The organism is Aquimarina callyspongiae (genome assembly GCF_034322225.1).
GTDB lineage: Bacteria > Bacteroidota > Bacteroidia > Flavobacteriales > Flavobacteriaceae > Aquimarina.
Window position 1 is genome coordinate 29,484 of record NZ_JAXLPA010000009.1, and the last position, 17,759, is coordinate 47,242.

The window sequence follows — 17,759 nt, forward strand, 5'->3', positions numbered from 1 at the left end:
TAACAAAATACTCTTATTTTAGTCCGGTAAGGAAAACTATCACACTAGCCAAGAATGAAAGAAACCGGAAGATTCTTAAAAGAGTATCGGGGTAACGAATGTTTAAATTGTGGAGTACCACTTGATGTTATAGACAGATATTGTCATAGCTGTGGTCAAGCAAATTCTACAAAAAAACTATCTTTCAACGACTTCTTTAGCGAGTTTTTTTCGAGCATTTTCTCATACGACTCTAGGCTTAGACACACGATACTCGCATTATTATTCAGGCCTGGTAAAATTTCTAAAGATTATATTGAAGGCAAAAGGGTTAAATACTCCAACCCCTTTAGGTTTTATCTTAGTGTATCCATTATCTTTTTTATTATTAACGGTCTTTTTATAGATTTTGAGGGAATGTTCAATCAATTTGAAAACAAAGGACAAATAGATCAAAAAGCTGTTAAGGTTTGGACTGATTCTACAGATCAAAGTACTAAAGAAAATAAACTTGCTTCGGATTCTTTAATTACTCAACCAGAAAAGAAAATATCAAAAGAAAAAGACCCAATATATTATACAGAATCGCAAATTGACACCATGGGAGTCTTTATAGCTGCCTTTAATCGATGGGAAACATACAGAGAACATTACAAGAAGACAAAGCAAAAATCATCAGACATTGCTCTTGACAGCCTACATCACAAAAAGAACTGGTATACCAAATACATCTATAAAAGAAGTATGAAAACCAATAAATTAAGTGACAACCCAACTGAATACATCAAATTCATATTCAACAATTTACCGTTTATTATATTTTTCTTTCTTCCATTTTTCGCCTTAGCTATTTGGTTGCTATACCTAAGACGTCCTTTTACATATATGGAACATTTAGTATTTACATTTCATAATCAAACCATGTTCTTCATCCTTATGGGAATCTCTATGCTAATAGACAAAAGTATTGGAAGTGATACGGCTACAAATATTGCAATGTTTATATTTTTATTTTACGTTTATAAGGCAATGCGAAAGTTCTATGCGCAAAAAAGGGGCAAAACTATTGTTAAATTCCTGTTAGTGAATATATTATTTTTTATCTTAGCAGGCATAGGCTCTGTCTTAACAATGGTAGGGTCAGTATTTATATTTTAATATGGTTCAGCAAATCACAAGAGGCATAAAAATTTCTGTGGATACCACATTTGAAGGGACGTTCTATAAGAACTATAAAATTCATTTTGCCTTTGGTTATCGAATTACAATCGAAAACCAAAGTAAAGATTGTGTACAACTTACTTCTCGTTTCTGGAAAATAAAAGATGCTTTAAACAATACCGAAGTTGTTGAAGGAGAAGGTGTAATTGGCAAAAAACCTGTTCTTAAACCTGGAGAATCACACACTTATAACAGTGGTTGCCTACTGAGTTCTCCTTTTGGAGCTATGAAAGGTCATTACAATATGGTCAACTTTACTTCTACCCGAAAATTTAAAGTTGTTATCCCTGATTTTAAATTAAGCGCTCCTTTTGCTCTTAATTAATAATTCTTTTGACTAGATCAAATCTGATTTTTCTACCATCTTGTTCTATATGACAATATTTACAATTAGAATCATATATGAATTGATAGTCTTTTGAACTATCAAATTCTTGAGAACCAATCTCAAACAATCCTCTAAAATCTTCCTCTCCTATTTCTGTATATCTACTAATCTCAAACAAAGATTCTTCTTGAGACTGCTCTAACATAAAATAAGCACTACTCCCGGTACCAGAGAGATAATGCGCATTTTTTAAATATTCAGGTATACCTTTATCCGTATCACTTTGAATAGTTGGTACATTTTTATCAAAATAATTAGTCATATTCTCCTTAAATGCAGATCCTTCATACACTTTAACAATCCCTTTTTTTACTTCATAAATTGGATTATTTGTAGCTGCTTTTTCAACATTACCAACAGTACTTGGTGTAAAAAGTTTATTACGCAGCAAAGGTTTTATTATTTTCTTCTGATCTGTTCCAGCTAAAATCGTATCTGTAACAATGCGTGAGCAGTTACTCCCTTCTTTTCCAAAGGCTTTATAAGGAATACTTCCTTTTTCCTGCATAGCTACTACAAATGCTCGTGCTTCATCATAAAAAACCTGATCACAAACCGAAGCTACCAAACGACCACTGCCATGAGTTTTTTGAGGGTTATCTTCAAGCCATAATAGAAATTCTTCTATATTATCCAACGCTCCATCATTAGACATTAAAGCCTTAAAAGGTATCTCGAGTTCTACATCAGTAACAGCACTTCGTACTCTACCGTGCCCTTCAGGCGTTATATACCGTCCAAAGTCATAATATTCTGCATTTCCCGTGCTATTTTCAATAAGTACAAAAGCAGCGTGACCGGCTTTTATAAATCTGTTTTTTCCTAAACCAAATAATGGCAATAAATTCAAAACAGATTCATCAGAAAACCGAACAAAAGTATCTGGAAAAGCAAGTGATATTATCTTGCCCGTATAATCTGACTGTGTATTTCTAATGGTATTCAATGGTGTAATAGAATTTGCTAATAAAAAGATATACTAACAAGATAGGTTTAAGAAAAGAGTATTTTTAGCAATTTGTTATGCGATAATAGCTTCAAAAACAACAGTATTCACCTCTTCATTTTGAAGGTTTTCATACCTCATAGAAAGCTCTTCTTCATTTTTAACAATCTGTGTTATACTTCTTGTTTTTAAAAACCCTCTATCTATTTGTAAATCTATATCCTTGTTTCCTATTCCTGCATTTTTATGAAAGTCTAATAATGATTCAGCAGTAAGAACCTGCTCATCCTCATAAGACTCAAACCATCCCTTACGAACACTCTTCATTTCTTCTGTATACAAAGTTGAAGATGACCATATATGAGTTCTCTTTTCTAATTGTCTAAAATGTTTCTTTCTCCCATCCCAAACCATTTCAAAAAACTCTAAATCTGATTGCCAATTTGCCGCAACAATAGTAAAAGGTTCCACTCCTGAACAATCGTATGCCAAAATAGCTTTTTCTAAATGATCTGCTTCTAATAAATCTTTAACAACTACTCCTCTGCTCATACGATAAGAAGCCAATCTTTCGTGGGTTTTAAAACCACCATTAAGCAAACAGATCATAGTATTCTTATCACTAAGTCCTATCCAGGTTCCACCAGCTACCGCATCTTTAGGAAATAACATCCTGGTTTGATTTATCTGGTAAAACTCTGGTAAAAGAGTCTTTCTATTTACTGCCTCATCACGATTAGAGGTAAGAATAAAATTATTTTCTTGAGTTGGAATTAACGTAACTGTACACATAGAATCTGGGTCGGCTTAATATCGCACAACTTACAAAAAAAAAATTACACGTCATTTCTTGATTATAAAAGGTTAAAATAAATATTAGCCTGTATAATTTTCTATCTTTGCTCTCCAACAAACTAACTCATTAAATTAATACATTTTACTAATCAAAATTAACATTAACACATTAAATCATGGGAAAAGGTTTTTTTCAAGTTCCTACTGCAGTAAATGAGCCGGTAAAATCTTATGCTCCCGGAACTCCTGAAAGAGAAGAAGTACTGGCAGCATACAAAACATTGTATAATTCTACTGTAGATGTACCTCTATATATTAATGGTGAAGAAATTAAAACAGGAGATACGGGTACAATGGCCCCTCCACACGACCATCAACATATTTTAGGTACATATCATAAAGCAGAAAAACAACACGTACAAAAAGCTATTGACACAGCTCTAGAAGCTCGAAAAAAATGGGCTGATCTAGCGTGGGAGCAACGTGCAGCAGTATTTTTAAGAGCCGCAGAATTAATTGCCGGTCCTTATCGCGCAAAAATAAATGCTGCTACAATGTTAGCGCAATCAAAAAATATTTTTCAAGCAGAGATAGATGCCGCTTGTGAATTCATAGATTTCTTACGATTTAACGTAGAGTTCATGACTCAAATCTATGAAGATCAACCTGATTCTACTTCTGATGCCTGGAATAGATTAGAATATCGTCCTCTTGAAGGTTTTGTATACGCAATAACACCATTTAACTTTACAGCCATTTCAGGAAATCTTCCTGCCAGTGCTGCTTTAATGGGAAATACCGTAGTATGGAAACCTAGCGACAGTCAAATCTATTCTGCCAAAGTAATAGTTGATATTTTTAAAGAAGCTGGTGTTCCTGATGGAGTTATCAACGTGGTATACGGAGATCCTGTAATGATTACAGATACCGTATTAGCGAGTCCTGATTTTGCAGGAATCCACTTTACCGGAAGTACTCATGTATTTAAGGATATCTGGGCAAAGATCGGAACTAATATCCATAACTATAAAACATATCCTAGAATCGTTGGAGAAACGGGAGGTAAAGATTTTATCATTGCCCATCCAAGTGCCAATGCAAAGCAAGTAGCTACAGGAATCTCTCGTGGAGCTTTTGAATTCCAAGGACAGAAATGTAGTGCAGCTTCAAGAGCTTATATTCCTAAAAGTTTATGGAGTGATGTAGAAAAATATTTAAAAGAAGATATTAAGTCCTTCAAAATGGGATCTCCTGAAGATATGGGTAACTTTATTACTGCCGTAATTCATGAAGGTTCATTTGACAAACTTGCAAAATACATTGATCAGGCAAAAAATGATAGTGGGGTAGAAATTATTGCTGGTGGTAACTATGACAAATCAAAAGGATATTTTATAGAACCAACTGTAATTCTTGCTGAAGATCCTAAATACACAACTATGTGTACTGAACTTTTTGGTCCTGTAATTACAATTTATGTATACGAAGATGCAAAGTGGTCAGAAACATTGAAGCTAGTTGACGAAACAAGTGAATATGCATTAACTGGAGCCATTTTCTCAACTGATCGCTATGCAGCTGCAGAAGCTACAAAAGCATTAGAAGATAATGCAGGTAACTTCTACATTAATGATAAATGTACTGGAGCTGTAGTCGGACAACAACCATTTGGTGGTGCCAGAGCCTCTGGAACCAATGATAAAGCAGGTTCTTACTTAAACTTATTACGCTGGGTTTCTCCGCGTATGATAAAAGAAACTTTTGTTTCTCCTGCAGATTATAGATATCCATTCTTAGGAGAATAGTACTTTATTCTCATAAGTATTATAAAATGTAAACCGCATATCATCTTATGGATTTTGTTTTCATATATGATATGCGGTTTTTTATTGAATGAGAAATCATTATTTTTTTGTTAATCTTATTCCATCAAGTATCGTTTTTACTAATTTTAACAATCAATTTATCCGATACTTGATAAACAGATAATAACATTACAAATCCAATACAGATCAAAAATGATTATTCGTCCAGCAAAAATAGAAGAACTACCAATCCTACTTGACTTTGAACAACAACTCATTGAAGCAGAACGTCCAATGGATATCACCTTAATAACTGATGAAAAAATCAGTTATTATGATATCGGAGCATATATCAAATCTGATCATACCGAGGTAGTTGTTGCTGAAATCGAAGGAGAAATTGTCGGCAGTGGTTATGGTCAAATAAGAAATCGGCAAGACTTCTTTAAACAAAAACAACTAGGATATATTGGCTTTATGTTTGTAAAAGAGGAACATCGAGGCAAAGGGATTAGCAAAAAAATAATTCAACACTTATGTGATTGGTTTAAAACCAAAAATCTAGAAGAGGTTCGACTTACTGTTTATGAAAAAAATCCCAGTGCCATTAGAGCATATGAAAAAGTTGGCATGGAAAAACATCTCATCGAAATGAGATTAAATCTAAATGATTAAAGCTTATATTTCACAGGCAAATACACTACTTTTTTAGTTTCATAAAATTCCTCTTCAAAATAATCTGATAAATCGTATTGAACAGCTTTTGGAAAAGCAGCTAATTCTTCAGTAAGATCACCTCCTTTGAGATATAAAATCCCATTTTGTAATTCGTTTCGACTCTTTTTTGCAATATTTTTACGAATCCATTTTACAAAATCAGGCATATTGGTTACCGCTCGACTAACTATAAAATCAAATCGATCATCAAAAGTACCTGCCCTACGCTGTTCTGCTTTAATATTTTTAAGTTCTAAAGCACTAGCTACTTCATTAACCACTTTTATTTTTTTAGCAATAACATCTATCAGGTAAAACCTAGTATCAGGAAACAAAATGGCTAGAGGAATCCCAGGAAAACCTCCTCCAGTACCCACATCCAATACTTGCGTACCTTCTTTAAATTTCATGGTTTTTGCAATTCCTAAAGAATGTAACACATGTCTTTCATAAAGTGATTCGATATCTTTACGAGAAATCACATTAATTTTTGCGTTCCATTCTGTATACAAGTTTTTCAATTTTGAAAATTGTGATTTCTGTTCTTCGGTAAGATCAGGAAAATATTTTAGTAGAATATCCATCAATATATTGTTAAAGTGCAAAAATACATGTTACCCTGATATATTTTGCCTCTTTTTAATAAGTTAGGAAAATATAAATACCTAACTTTACCGAATATTTTATGATTATCAACGTTCTGTCATAAAAGCTCTACAATCATGAATACACCCAACATACGATTTAGCACGGTAGACTCCGCAAAATTTTTTAGAACGCTTAATAAACGCGTTAATCAATACTTTAAAGAAAATAATATTAAGAGAACTGGTAACTGGAAATTACACCTTAAGACCATTGTTATGTTCTCTATTTTCCTAACACCATATTTCTTAATACTTACTCTTAATATTTCACAATGGTGGATGCTATTACTCACAGTAATTATGGGTATAGGAATGGCTGGAGTAGGAATGAATGTTATGCACGATGGTAACCATGGATCTTATTCTTCAAAAAAATGGATCAATAATTTAATGGGAAGCAGTATGTATATCCTTGCAGGAAATGTATACAATTGGCAAGTCCAACATAATGTGCTACATCATACATACACCAATATTCATGGTCATGATGAAGATATGGATGCCGGAAGAGTCATTCGTTTCACAAAACATGCTCAATGGATGTATTTTCATAAGTTTCAGCATTATTATTCGATATTTCTTTATGGTTTATTGACTTTTAACTGGGCTCTAGTTACAGATTTTAAACAATCAAAAAGATACTTAGCTCGTAAATTATCTTATGGAAAATTACCAAGCCCGGTAAAGCAATGGAGCACTGTAGTTATCACTAAGATCATTTATATGATGATATGGATCGTTATACCAATGCTTATAATGTCAATAGCCTGGTGGAAAATCTTAATAGGTTTTTTCATTATGCATTACGTTGCAGGACTTATATTGAGTGTGGTTTTCCAGCTTGCGCACATGGTTGAAGGTGCAGAAATGCCAATGCCAGATGATACCGGTAATATGAAAAATACCTGGGCTATTCATCAATTATTTACAACAGTTAATTTTTCAACAAAAAACAGAATTGTAAATTGGTTTACAGGAGGGTTGAATCACCAGGTAGAACACCATATTTTTCCAAACATAAGTCATATTCATTATACTAAAATCTCTAAAATAGTTAAACAAACTGCTTTAGAATTTAATCTACCTTATAACGAATACAAAACAACAAGAAAGGCTATTATTGCACATTTCAAACATTTAAAAGAAATGGGAATGAAGCCAGCGGCGATCCAATCATAATTTTTTTATTACCAATTAATATGAGCACTCAAGTATCGGAAATGAGCACACAATTACAATTATCAGACAAAATTAACAATCTAGCTGCATCTGCCACACTAGCAATGGCTGCCAAAGCTCGTGAGCTTAGAGCTGAAGGAAAAGACATCATTGGTCTTAGCTTGGGAGAACCTGATTTTAACACTCCTGATTTTATTAAAGAAGCAGCTATTCAAGCTGTCAATGATAATTACAATTCTTATACTCCTGTAGATGGATATGTAGAATTAAAAGACGCTATTATTACTAAGTTTAAACGTGATAATGATCTTACCTATGACCGATCTCAAATTGTAGTATCAACGGGTGCAAAACAAGCATTATATAATATTGCACAGGTTTATATTAATCCCGGTGACGAAGTTATTTTACCTTGTCCATATTGGGTAAGCTATAGCGATATAATAAAACTATCCGGAGGAATTCCAGTAGAAGTAAAAACATCTATTGACACTGATTTTAAGATGACCGCTGAACAGCTTGAAAAGGCAATTACACCAAAAACCAAGATGTTATGGTACAGCTCTCCTTGTAACCCTAGCGGGTCTATTTATAGCAAAGAAGAATTGAGAGCTTTGGCTGATGTTTTGCAAAAATACCCTAACATCGTAGTTGTAAGTGATGAAATATACGAACACATTAATTATGTTGGTGGTCATGCTTCTATGGCACAGTTTGGTGATATGTATGATAGAACCGTTACTGTAAATGGAGTAGCAAAAGCATTTGCTATGACAGGATGGAGAATCGGTTATATTGGAGCACCTGCTACGATCGCCCGAGCTTGTAATAAAATGCAAGGACAAGTAACTAGTGGTGCTAATTGTATTGCACAACGAGCGGTAATCACTGCATTAGAAGCTCCTGTAAGTAACATCCAATACATGGTGGATGAGTTTAAAGAACGAAGAAAACTAATTTTAGATCTGTTAGGAGATATTGAAGGATTTGAGTGTAATGAGCCAGAAGGTGCTTTTTATGTTTTCCCGGATATTTCTTATTACTTTGGAAAAACTATTCAAGGTACAAAAATCGAAAATGCTACAGATTTCTCAATGTATTTATTAGAAAAAGCAAATGTAGCCACGGTTACGGGTATAGCTTTTGGAAATCCAAATTGTATAAGAATATCATATGCAGCAAGCTCAGAACAAATCAAGGAAGCTATTAAAAGAATTAAAGGAGTAGTAAGCTAAAACTTTAGTTTTTTTCTAAATAAAGAATCTAAATACCACCCTAAATGGGTGGTGTTTTTTTTCTTAAAACGGTAAATTTACAACCACAATTAATGTAATCATTTAATAAAATCAATTCAAGTCGCACTCTTAACTTTAATCCTTTTTTTATTAGCATAAAAAAAGAACAAACAACTTTTAAAACTGATTTTATAATCAAACTTCTAATTTGCAAAATATAGATGAAAGCTATTTTTTAAAACTAACATTTTTGTATTTAATTTAATTCATAGCTACATATCAGTATCAAATCCTTAAAATCATTACGTTTTTTTTACATATCTTAATACTTGTATAATGCACAAAACAACTACATTTGTAAATAATAAACTGTCCAGCACTACCCCTGCATCAATTTTCAGTATTTGAAAATTAATATTTAAGAATTTAATTCGGCGATTTTTCATTAGGCTTTATTAAAAACCTTGAAACCTTAACGTTATGGATATTTTAGAAAAAGAACGCATTGTCAAAAAAAATATAATTGAAATTTTCAAAGAACATTTCAATAACTTCAGTAGTGATGAAGAAATATTAAACATTACTCCTGAGAGGGAATTTGATTCGAACTATATCAAATATTACGAATCTATTCTTGATATTTTTTTCATTGAACAAGAACACCTAGGGTCAATTACAGGAAAAGTAAAACACACCATTAAAAAGGTAGCTGAATTATGGAATAATACTCCCCATTCTTTTACACCCTGGGAATTTCAATAATTAACTAAAAGGCTTATCGATTTCTCCAGAAAAACGGAGTAAGCAAAATAAGAACTGTAAAGAGTTCTAATCTACCTATCAGCATTAGAAAGGAACACCACCATTTTCCAAAATCAGGAAGTACATCAAAGTTATTAACGGGGCTTAATTTCCCAAAAGCGGGTCCAACATTACCTAAAGAAGAAGCTGCACCTCCAATAGCGGTTTCAAAATCCAGTCCCAAAGCCCCCAAAACTACAGACCCTATAATAAAGGACAGCATATATAATATAAAGAATGCTAAAATATTAAAAACAATCTCCTTAGAAACCGCTTTTGTATTATATCGCACCGGTAAAATAGCATGTGGATGTAATGTTCTTTTAAATTCTAAAATTCCGTTACGAATGGTAATTAAATGTCGCACTACTTTCATTCCTCCAGAAGTTGATCCCGCGGACCCACCTAAGAACATTATTCCGAAGAAAAAAACTGTTAGAAACGGAGTCCACATAGTAAAATCTGCTGTCACAAAACCTGTGGTTGTCACAACGGCTAACACCTGGAACAGTGCATGACGAAAAGCACTTTCTGCTTCTCCCCAAACCATCGGATGATCAATCGAAGAAATAGAAGTATCTGCTTTATAATATATAATTAACGTAGCAATTATTGTAAAAGCAACAACAAATAAAGTATACAATTTAAATTCTTCGTCCTTAATAATCTTCTGTACTTTTCCTTTAAACCCAAAATAGCTCAACACAAAATTCATCCCCGCCAGGAACATAAACAACATAATAATATATTGAATAATAGGCTGATCATTCCAGTAAGCTACACTTGCATTTTTTGTAGAAAACCCTCCTGTTGACAATGTACTTAAAGCATGGTTTATAGCGTCAAAAAAGTTCATTCCTGCCAATTGCAATAAAATGGTCTCTGCAGCAGTGTATCCAAAATAGATCAACCATAATCTCTTTGCGGTATCTGTAATTCTAGGATGCAACTTATCTGCGTTAGGACCAGGAGCTTCTGCAGCAAATAACTGCATCCCTCCAATTCCTAAAAGCGGTAGGATTGCAATAGCCAATACAATAATCCCCATACCACCAATCCAGTGTGTCAAACTACGCCAAAACAATATTCCTTTAGGGATAATTTCAATTTCATTAAGAATTGAAGCACCTGTAGTAGTATAGCCAGACATGGTTTCAAAAAAGGCATTTGTAAAAGTAGGAATTGCTCCAGAAAACAGGTACGGTAATGTTCCGCTCAAGGACATAAATATCCAGCCAAATGTCACTACAATATATCCTTCTCTTTTATTTATTTCTTTTCGATGCTCACGAGTCAAAAACATCAATACAACACCAATAAACATGGTGGCTAATGAAGCCATCATAATATCTACTGTTACGCCATCCTTATAGATAAAACTAATCATCGTAGCTAATAGCATAAAACCTCCATTACAGAGCAACAAAAGCCCCATAATATGCGAAATGATCTTGTAGTTTAGTTTAGACATTTTTACAAGAAGAGCTTTTCTATTTTCTTAATGGACTTTGGGAGACAACAAACGACAACCCTATCACCGGCTTGTATGTAAAAATCTCCTAATGGAATCATACCTTCTTCATCCCGAATTACTCCAGCGATAATAGCTGAACGAGGAAAATCAAGGTCTTTAATAAAGTTATCACTAACTTCTGAAGTTGGCTTCACTACAAACTCTAACAACTCTGCATTCATGTTATTAAGTTTGGTCATAGCAACAACCTCTCCTTTTCTAATAAATCTAAAAATATTATTAGCAGCCAATAACTTCTTATTGATCAACGTGTCTATACCTATTGAGTGTGATAACTGAAAATAATCCATGTTTTCTACCAAAGCAATCGTTTTACGTACTCCTTTGGATTTTGCAACTAAACACGACATTATATTAGTTTCAGAATTACCGGTTACCGCTATAAATGCATCCATATCACTAATACTTTCTTCGTTTAGCAATTCTACATTACGCCCGTCTCCATTAATAATGAGTGCTGCAGGAAGCTCATCTGCTAAATCAAAAGCTTTATCCCTATCCTTTTCGATAAGTTTTACTCTAAACTTATGATCACAAAGATCTCTAGAAGTTTTGTACCCAATCTTACTTCCTCCCAGAATCATTACTTTTTTGATCTGTTCTTTTACCTTGGCGGTTAATTTGTATAACTCTTCAACACCTCCTTGAGAAGTAACAAAATACACCTGATCTCCTTCTTTAAACTTTGTATCTCCTCTTGGAATTATTGTATACTGCGTTCCAGAACGTTGAATTGCAATAGGCATAAAGTGCAATTCAGGAAATATCTCTGCTGCTTGTCTTACTGTTTTATCTACAAATAAAGCTTCTTTTGACAAAGTAGTTCCAACCATTGTTAGTGCTCCTTCTTCAAACTCATAACTATCATGAAAAGCAGATTGATTTAGCAACAATTCAATTTCACTTGCTGCTAACGCTTCTGGAGAAATCAATTCATCTATACCAAACTTTATAAAACCTACCTCCTCTTTATTTTCTATAAATTCTGTATTAGAAATTCTGGCAATAGTGCGTTTTGCACCCAATTGTTTTGCCAAAACACATACGGTAATATTGGTAGTTTCACTAGAGGTAACACTAATAACCATATCCACATTATGCACTCTGGCATCTTTTAAAATACCAATAGAAGTGGCGTCGCCTTTAATAACACGAATATCTAAATGAGTATCTGCATAATTAAGGCATTCTTTATCTGTATCTATAAGGGTAATATCTTGAGACTCAAATGAGAGTAACTTTGCCAAATGAAATCCCACCTCACCGGCTCCGGCAATAATGATCTTCATCTGTTTTGTTTATTGTTTTTCATCTAAACATAAAATCAAACCAAGCTATAATATTCTATCTTTTTTGTAGAAATATTTTATGCTTAGTATATAAAAGCGTACAAAGATAGTGCAAATTGAATAACTGGTAAAATCTGATTGTACACAACTATATGTTATTCTATTCTTACGATCCATATCAAAAATGTATATTTGCCTAAATTTTTTTTAATGTCGGAAAAAATAACGCCATATAATGATAATTCCCGCTCAAAGAAGGAACAAGTTGCCGAGATGTTTGATACCATATCAGGAAACTATGATGGCCTTAATCGAGTGATCTCTTTTGGTATTGATGTGAAATGGCGAAAGAAAGTTGTTGCATTAGTAGGAAAAAACAATCCTAAAACAATTCTTGATGTAGCTACAGGAACTGGAGACCTAGCTATTAACCTATCAAAAACAGGAGCTTCAGAAATCATAGGACTAGATATTTCTTCTGGAATGTTAGAAGTAGGTAAGAATAAAATTAATGCAAAAAATCTTGACAAAGTAATTAGTATGGTACAAGGTGATAGTGAGAACTTACCTTATACTGATAATTATTTTGATGCAATTACAGTTGCATTTGGAGTACGAAATTTTGAAAACTTAGAAAAAGGACTTTCAGAAATTTTTCGTGTTCTAAAACCTGGAGGTCTTTTTGTCGTTTTAGAGACTTCAAACCCAACAAAAACCCCTTATAGACAAGGTTACAAGTTTTATTGCAATACGATATTACCGATTATCGGAAAGATATTTTCAAAGGATAAATCTGCATATTCGTATCTAAGTGAAAGTGCTGCAGCATTTCCTTATGGTGAGGCGTTCAACAATATTTTGAAAAAAATTGGGTTTATAGACATTAAAGATAAGCCACAAACTTTTGGGGTTGCAACAATTTATACAGCCACAAAATAAATTTATATTTCGACCGGATATGAAAAGACTTTTTATCGTAATCGCTATTTTAGTAGGTGTTCAGGATATGAATGCACAATTATTTAGCAAAGAGCGTGTTCAGAATCTGCAAAATTTTGATAAACCCAGGTTAAGTTGGGGTTATATTTTAGGATTCAACAGTTACGATTTTAATTTTGATTATGCTCCGGTTGATGCAAATGGTAATTTTGAGACTGATATCATTGTAAAAAGTTCTTTAGGATTTAATGTTGGACTTTTAGGAAATATGAGAATCAATGAATATTTGGATTTAAGATTAGAACCTATGGTTACTTTTAGTCAAAGAAATCTAACATTTGTAGGCTCTGATTTTACCACTTCATCAGAATCTTTAAGAGAAGTAAAGTCTACATATATCCATATCCCACTATTGTTAAAAATATCCACAAAACGACTCAACAATTTCAAACCTTTTGTTGTCGGCGGGATATCTACCTCTATTAATTTATCTAGTAATGAAGATAATCCAGACGACAATAGTGCTGGAGAATTTAGAATGAAAACCAATACTAATTATTACGAAATAGGTTTTGGAATAGATTTTTACTTACAATATTTCAAATTCACTCCATCAATTCGTGGAATATTTGCAATGTCTGATGAACTGGTAAGAGATAACGATCCTAATAGTCCTTACACCTCAACTATTGATAAAATGTCTACAAGAGGGATTTTTATTAATTTCACTTTTCAATAGAGTTACGTAGAACGCTTAAATTCACTTAACACTATCGATGTAGCAGTAGCTACATTAAGGCTTTCTGTTTTTTGTACGACTCCAAATCTAGGTATCGTTATTCTTTCATTGATCAGCTTTTCTATATTCTCAGAAATCCCATTAGCCTCATTACCCATAACAATTACTCCTTTTTCTGGTAAGTTACTCGTGTAAATATTACTCCCATTCATAAAAGTTCCAAAAATATCCGAACCAGATACTTCGCTCTTTAAAAACTCTTCTAAATTAACATAGTTAATATTCACTCTGGTTATAGACCCCATTGTTGCCTGAATCACTTTAGGATTATAACAATCCACTGTTTGTTCAGAACACACTAAATTTTGTATCCCAAACCAATCACATAATCGAATTATAGTTCCCAAATTGCCAGGATCCCTGATATCATCCAAAGCAAGAATTAATCCATCTGTGTTAATTTTTTCTGCTTCGGGAATATAAAATATTGCCAAGGCCAATTGTGCCGTCGTCAAAAAACTAATTTGTTTTAGTTCATTTTCTGAAACTATATGTATAAATTCGTCATCAGTTTCAAAAAAAGTAACATCAGTGGTAAAAAGGGAATGAAGCCCTATTCCAGCTTCTAATAATTCATTTATTACTTTTTTTCCTTCAGCAACGAATAAACCATGTTGTTTTCGGTACTTTTTTTGATATAAACTTTTTATTAGTTTCTTTTGGTTTTTGCTAACCATACAAATAGTGTATTTTTGACTCAATAATGAATCCGGATTGAAATACTTTCTGACAAAAATATTATTTATTACCCTAATCACAACCTTTTTAGTTTCGTGTAATGCGGTCAAAAGAGTGCCTGAAAATGATTATCTACTAGAAAAAAACCAAATTTTTGTTGATAGCACCAAGTCCAAAGACCCTAAACTTTATAATCAATTATACCAAAAACCTAATACCAAACTATTAGGAATACCCTTTAGACTACACTTATTCAACTTAACCACAGTAAACAAGGATTCTACATATCAAGCTTGGTTAAAAAGAAAACCCAATCGTGAAAAACGAATGATCAACCTTTTTTCAAAAAAGCAAGTAGATAGATTGGGAGTAGGTTTATCAGGAATAAATGAATGGATAAAAAAAGCGGGAGAGCCACCATCGATTGTTGATGAATCAAAAATAAAGCGCTCTATAAAAAGATTACAAGCGTATTATTGGCATAACGGTTGGTTTAATATTGATATTGATTATAAGCTACGTCCTGAAGATGGTAAAAGAGCTACTGTAGATTATTATGTTTCTCCTTTCAAACCTTACTTTATTGATTCTATAATTACCAAAATAGATTCTAGAGTTGCTGATTCTATATATCAAAAAAACACTCAAAACTCAACCATAATATCTGGAAAACAATACAAAACCTTAGATATTGATGCAGAGAGAGAACGTCTTACTTCTTTGTTCAGAAATTCTGGACTATATCACTTTGAAAAAGAGTATATAAAATTTAATGCGGATACGGTAAATACTGATCATAAAGTAAACCTTAATTTACTAATTAAAGACAGGCAGATTACCAACGGAGATTCTACAGCGCGAATACCTTTTAAGGTTCATAGTATAAGTAAAGTAAATATTTTTACAGATTATTCATTTCTAAATAGAAATAAAAAACCTGCAGATAGTATTTTTTATAAAGGATATAACATTTATAGTTATGATCGATTAAAATATACTCGCAAAGCGATTACAAATTCAATTTTAATTACTCCTGGTGAGATTTTCAGAGATCGAGATCGTACGCTCACATACAATCAAATTAATAATTTAAAAGTATTTAAATATCCTAATATCAGGTATGATGTTGATCCTAATGATCCAACGGGTAAAGATTTAATAGCCAATGTCCTGCTTACACCCAGAAAAAAATATAGCGCTAATGTTCAGTTTGACGTATCCACCTCTAACATTCAGGCATTTGGGGTTGGTTTTGGAGGATCATTATTAATACGTAATGTTTTTAGAGGTGCAGAACTGTTAGAAATCTCGGCTAGAGGAAGTATTGGCTCTTCAAAAGATGCTGTTGATGGAAGTGGAGAATTCTTTGATATTTCTGAAGTAGGTGTAGATTTTAAACTTTCTTTTCCTAAGATTATATTTCCTATAAACACCAACAAAATAATTCCAAAATATATGTCACCGACCTCTAATATTATTTTTGGAATAAATGCTCAGCAAAATATAGGACTGGATAAACAAAATGCCTCAGGTATATTTAATTATCAATGGAAACCTAGTAACACTTTTACTCACCAAATAGACATTATAAATGCACAATATGTTAGAAATTTAAATACCGGTAATTATTTTAACGTATATCAAAATTCTTTTGCCCAATTAAATGATATTGCAAGAGAAGTTCTTGACCCTCAATCACCGTTTTTTGTCCAACCAGGCGGTAGTGTCCCAAATATTGGAGAAGCAACTCTAATCATTCCAGGAGGGGCTAATGGTTTTATACAACAGTCTTTAGGAACCCAACCAGATCCTGATTTAACAACAGCTCAAACACAGGAGATTCAAACCATTAATGAACGAAGAGTTCGATTAACAGAAGACAACCTGATTTTTGGATCCAACTATACATTTACAAAAAACAATAAAGAAAGTCTTTATGACGAAGAATATTCAAGGTTTAGTGTCAAGTTAGAGCTAACCGGTAACATATTAAACGCAATATCTAACCTTACTGGACTTAATAAGAATTCTAATGATCGTTTTGAAGTTTTTGGTGTAGAATTTTCACAATATGTTAAAACAGAATTAAACTATGTAAAACATTGGGATTTAGGAAGAAAAAATGTACTTGCCTTTAGAGCAACTGGAGGAATTGCAATTCCTTATGGCAATGCTAACAACATTCCATTTGCACGAAGTTTTTTTGGAGGAGGTCCTAATGACAATAGAGCTTGGTCAGCATATGATCTTGGACCAGGAAGTAGTGGTAGCAAAGATGAATTTAATGAAGCTAACATGAAAATTGCATTCAATATGGAATACCGATATAATATCCTGGGTTCTCTTAATGGTGCTTTTTTTATTGACGCAGGTAATATCTGGAATGTTTTGGACAATGTAGAGGATGAAGCTGCAGTATTCTCTAGAATCGATGACATACAAGAGATTGCTGTAGGAAGTGGATTAGGGTTACGATATGATTTTGATTTTTTCATACTTCGATTAGATGTCGGATTCAAAACTTTCAACCCAGCTAATAACAAAGATCAAAGATGGTTCAAAGGGTATAATTTTTCAGAAGCCGTGTATAATGTAGGTATCAACTATCCTTTTTAACACCACCTCATTGCATCTCAGAACCCATCATCACTACAATACAAGCTTTTTTTGCCTAAAATAGCCCTTTATAATAATTGTATTATCACGACTATATTTTCATAAATAACGTTAACCTTTTTATAGGAGTTAAAGATCATTTTTTATGATGCAGGTTTCCACATAATTTTACTATTTTTGTAAGCTTATAA

Annotated in this window: 16 protein-coding genes; 10 read left to right on the plus strand and 6 right to left on the minus strand. The window is 32.9% G+C overall.

Annotated features, from left to right (window positions below; all coding sequences use genetic code 11):
• Nucleotides 1–54: 54 nt before the first annotated feature.
• Both U0D62_RS24490 and apaG read left to right on the plus strand, forming a co-directional pair.
• Nucleotides 55–1,137, plus strand: coding sequence for a DUF3667 domain-containing protein (locus U0D62_RS24490; RefSeq protein WP_322290000.1), 1,083 nt, complete (start codon nucleotides 55–57; stop codon nucleotides 1,135–1,137).
• 1 nt (nucleotide 1,138) lies between these two features.
• Nucleotides 1,139–1,525: a Co2+/Mg2+ efflux protein ApaG gene (gene apaG, locus U0D62_RS24495; protein ID WP_322290001.1), complete on the plus strand. Its 387-nt coding sequence runs from the start codon at nucleotides 1,139–1,141 to the stop codon at nucleotides 1,523–1,525.
• Here apaG and U0D62_RS24500 read toward each other — a convergent pair.
• Together U0D62_RS24500 and U0D62_RS24505 are read right to left on the minus strand one after the other, a co-directional pair.
• On the minus strand, nucleotides 1,518–2,534 hold the full coding sequence (locus U0D62_RS24500) for a DUF6695 family protein (protein ID WP_322290002.1): 1,017 nt from the start codon (nucleotides 2,532–2,534) through the stop codon (nucleotides 1,518–1,520). The two genes, apaG and U0D62_RS24500, sit on opposite strands and share 8 nt — an antisense overlap.
• A gap of 75 nt (nucleotides 2,535–2,609) precedes the next feature.
• Entirely contained in the window at nucleotides 2,610–3,326 is a 717-nt protein-coding gene (locus tag U0D62_RS24505) for an NRDE family protein (RefSeq protein WP_322290003.1), read from the minus strand.
• Nucleotides 3,327–3,505: 179 nt separating this feature from the next.
• On the opposite strand from U0D62_RS24505, the gene pruA reads away from it, so the two are divergent.
• Nucleotides 3,506–5,134, plus strand: coding sequence for an L-glutamate gamma-semialdehyde dehydrogenase (gene pruA / locus U0D62_RS24510; protein ID WP_322290004.1), 1,629 nt, complete (start codon nucleotides 3,506–3,508; stop codon nucleotides 5,132–5,134).
• 213 nt (nucleotides 5,135–5,347) lie between these two features.
• Nucleotides 5,348–5,809 carry a GNAT family N-acetyltransferase gene (locus U0D62_RS24515; RefSeq protein WP_322290005.1) on the plus strand — a complete coding sequence of 154 codons (462 nt, stop codon included), beginning with the start codon at nucleotides 5,348–5,350 and terminating at the stop codon, nucleotides 5,807–5,809.
• On the opposite strand, the gene rsmG is transcribed toward U0D62_RS24515, so the two are convergent.
• On the minus strand, nucleotides 5,806–6,435 hold the full coding sequence (gene rsmG / locus U0D62_RS24520) for a 16S rRNA (guanine(527)-N(7))-methyltransferase RsmG (RefSeq protein ID WP_322290006.1): 630 nt from the start codon (nucleotides 6,433–6,435) through the stop codon (nucleotides 5,806–5,808). The genes U0D62_RS24515 and rsmG overlap by 4 nt on opposite strands.
• 138 nt (nucleotides 6,436–6,573) lie before the next feature.
• Here rsmG and U0D62_RS24525 point away from each other — a divergent pair, with 138 nt between their 5' ends.
• The 3 genes from U0D62_RS24525 (at nucleotide 6,574) to U0D62_RS24535 (ending at nucleotide 9,674) form a co-directional block, all read left to right on the plus strand.
• The gene (locus U0D62_RS24525; protein WP_322290007.1) at nucleotides 6,574–7,677 is read left to right on the plus strand and encodes a fatty acid desaturase family protein; all 1,104 of its coding nucleotides are present in this window, start codon (nucleotides 6,574–6,576) and stop codon (nucleotides 7,675–7,677) included.
• A gap of 20 nt (nucleotides 7,678–7,697) precedes the next feature.
• A complete protein-coding gene (locus U0D62_RS24530; protein WP_322290008.1) occupies nucleotides 7,698–8,912 on the plus strand; it encodes a pyridoxal phosphate-dependent aminotransferase in 1,215 nt (404 codons plus the stop codon).
• A gap of 480 nt (nucleotides 8,913–9,392) precedes the next feature.
• Entirely contained in the window at nucleotides 9,393–9,674 is a 282-nt protein-coding gene (locus tag U0D62_RS24535; protein ID WP_322290009.1) for a hypothetical protein, read from the plus strand.
• Between the two features lie 13 nt (nucleotides 9,675–9,687).
• Here U0D62_RS24535 and U0D62_RS24540 read toward each other — a convergent pair whose 3' ends face one another.
• Together U0D62_RS24540 and trkA are read right to left on the minus strand one after the other, a co-directional pair.
• Entirely contained in the window at nucleotides 9,688–11,184 is a 1,497-nt protein-coding gene (locus tag U0D62_RS24540) for a TrkH family potassium uptake protein (protein WP_322290010.1), read from the minus strand.
• Between the two features lie 2 nt (nucleotides 11,185–11,186).
• The gene (gene trkA / locus U0D62_RS24545) at nucleotides 11,187–12,536 is read right to left on the minus strand and encodes a Trk system potassium transporter TrkA (protein WP_322290011.1); all 1,350 of its coding nucleotides are present in this window, start codon (nucleotides 12,534–12,536) and stop codon (nucleotides 11,187–11,189) included.
• 210 nt (nucleotides 12,537–12,746) lie between these two features.
• On the opposite strand from trkA, the gene ubiE reads away from it, so the two are divergent.
• Both ubiE and porT read left to right on the plus strand, forming a co-directional pair.
• A complete protein-coding gene (gene ubiE, locus U0D62_RS24550) occupies nucleotides 12,747–13,475 on the plus strand; it encodes a bifunctional demethylmenaquinone methyltransferase/2-methoxy-6-polyprenyl-1,4-benzoquinol methylase UbiE (RefSeq protein WP_322290012.1) in 729 nt (242 codons plus the stop codon).
• 19 nt (nucleotides 13,476–13,494) lie between these two features.
• Nucleotides 13,495–14,214 carry a type IX secretion/gliding motility protein PorT/SprT gene (gene porT / locus U0D62_RS24555; protein ID WP_322290013.1) on the plus strand — a complete coding sequence of 240 codons (720 nt, stop codon included), beginning with the start codon at nucleotides 13,495–13,497 and terminating at the stop codon, nucleotides 14,212–14,214.
• A gap of 2 nt (nucleotides 14,215–14,216) precedes the next feature.
• Here the strand turns inward: porT and U0D62_RS24560 are convergent, their stop codons facing one another.
• Nucleotides 14,217–14,951 (minus strand): TrmH family RNA methyltransferase, encoded by a 735-nt coding sequence (locus tag U0D62_RS24560; RefSeq protein ID WP_322290014.1) that lies wholly within the window; start codon nucleotides 14,949–14,951, stop codon nucleotides 14,217–14,219.
• A 37-nt stretch (nucleotides 14,952–14,988) separates the two neighbouring features.
• On the opposite strand from U0D62_RS24560, the gene tamL reads away from it, so the two are divergent.
• Nucleotides 14,989–17,568, plus strand: a complete 2,580-nt coding sequence (gene tamL / locus U0D62_RS24565; RefSeq protein ID WP_322290015.1) for a translocation and assembly module lipoprotein TamL — start codon at nucleotides 14,989–14,991, stop codon at nucleotides 17,566–17,568.
• Nucleotides 17,569–17,759: the final 191 nt, after the last annotated feature.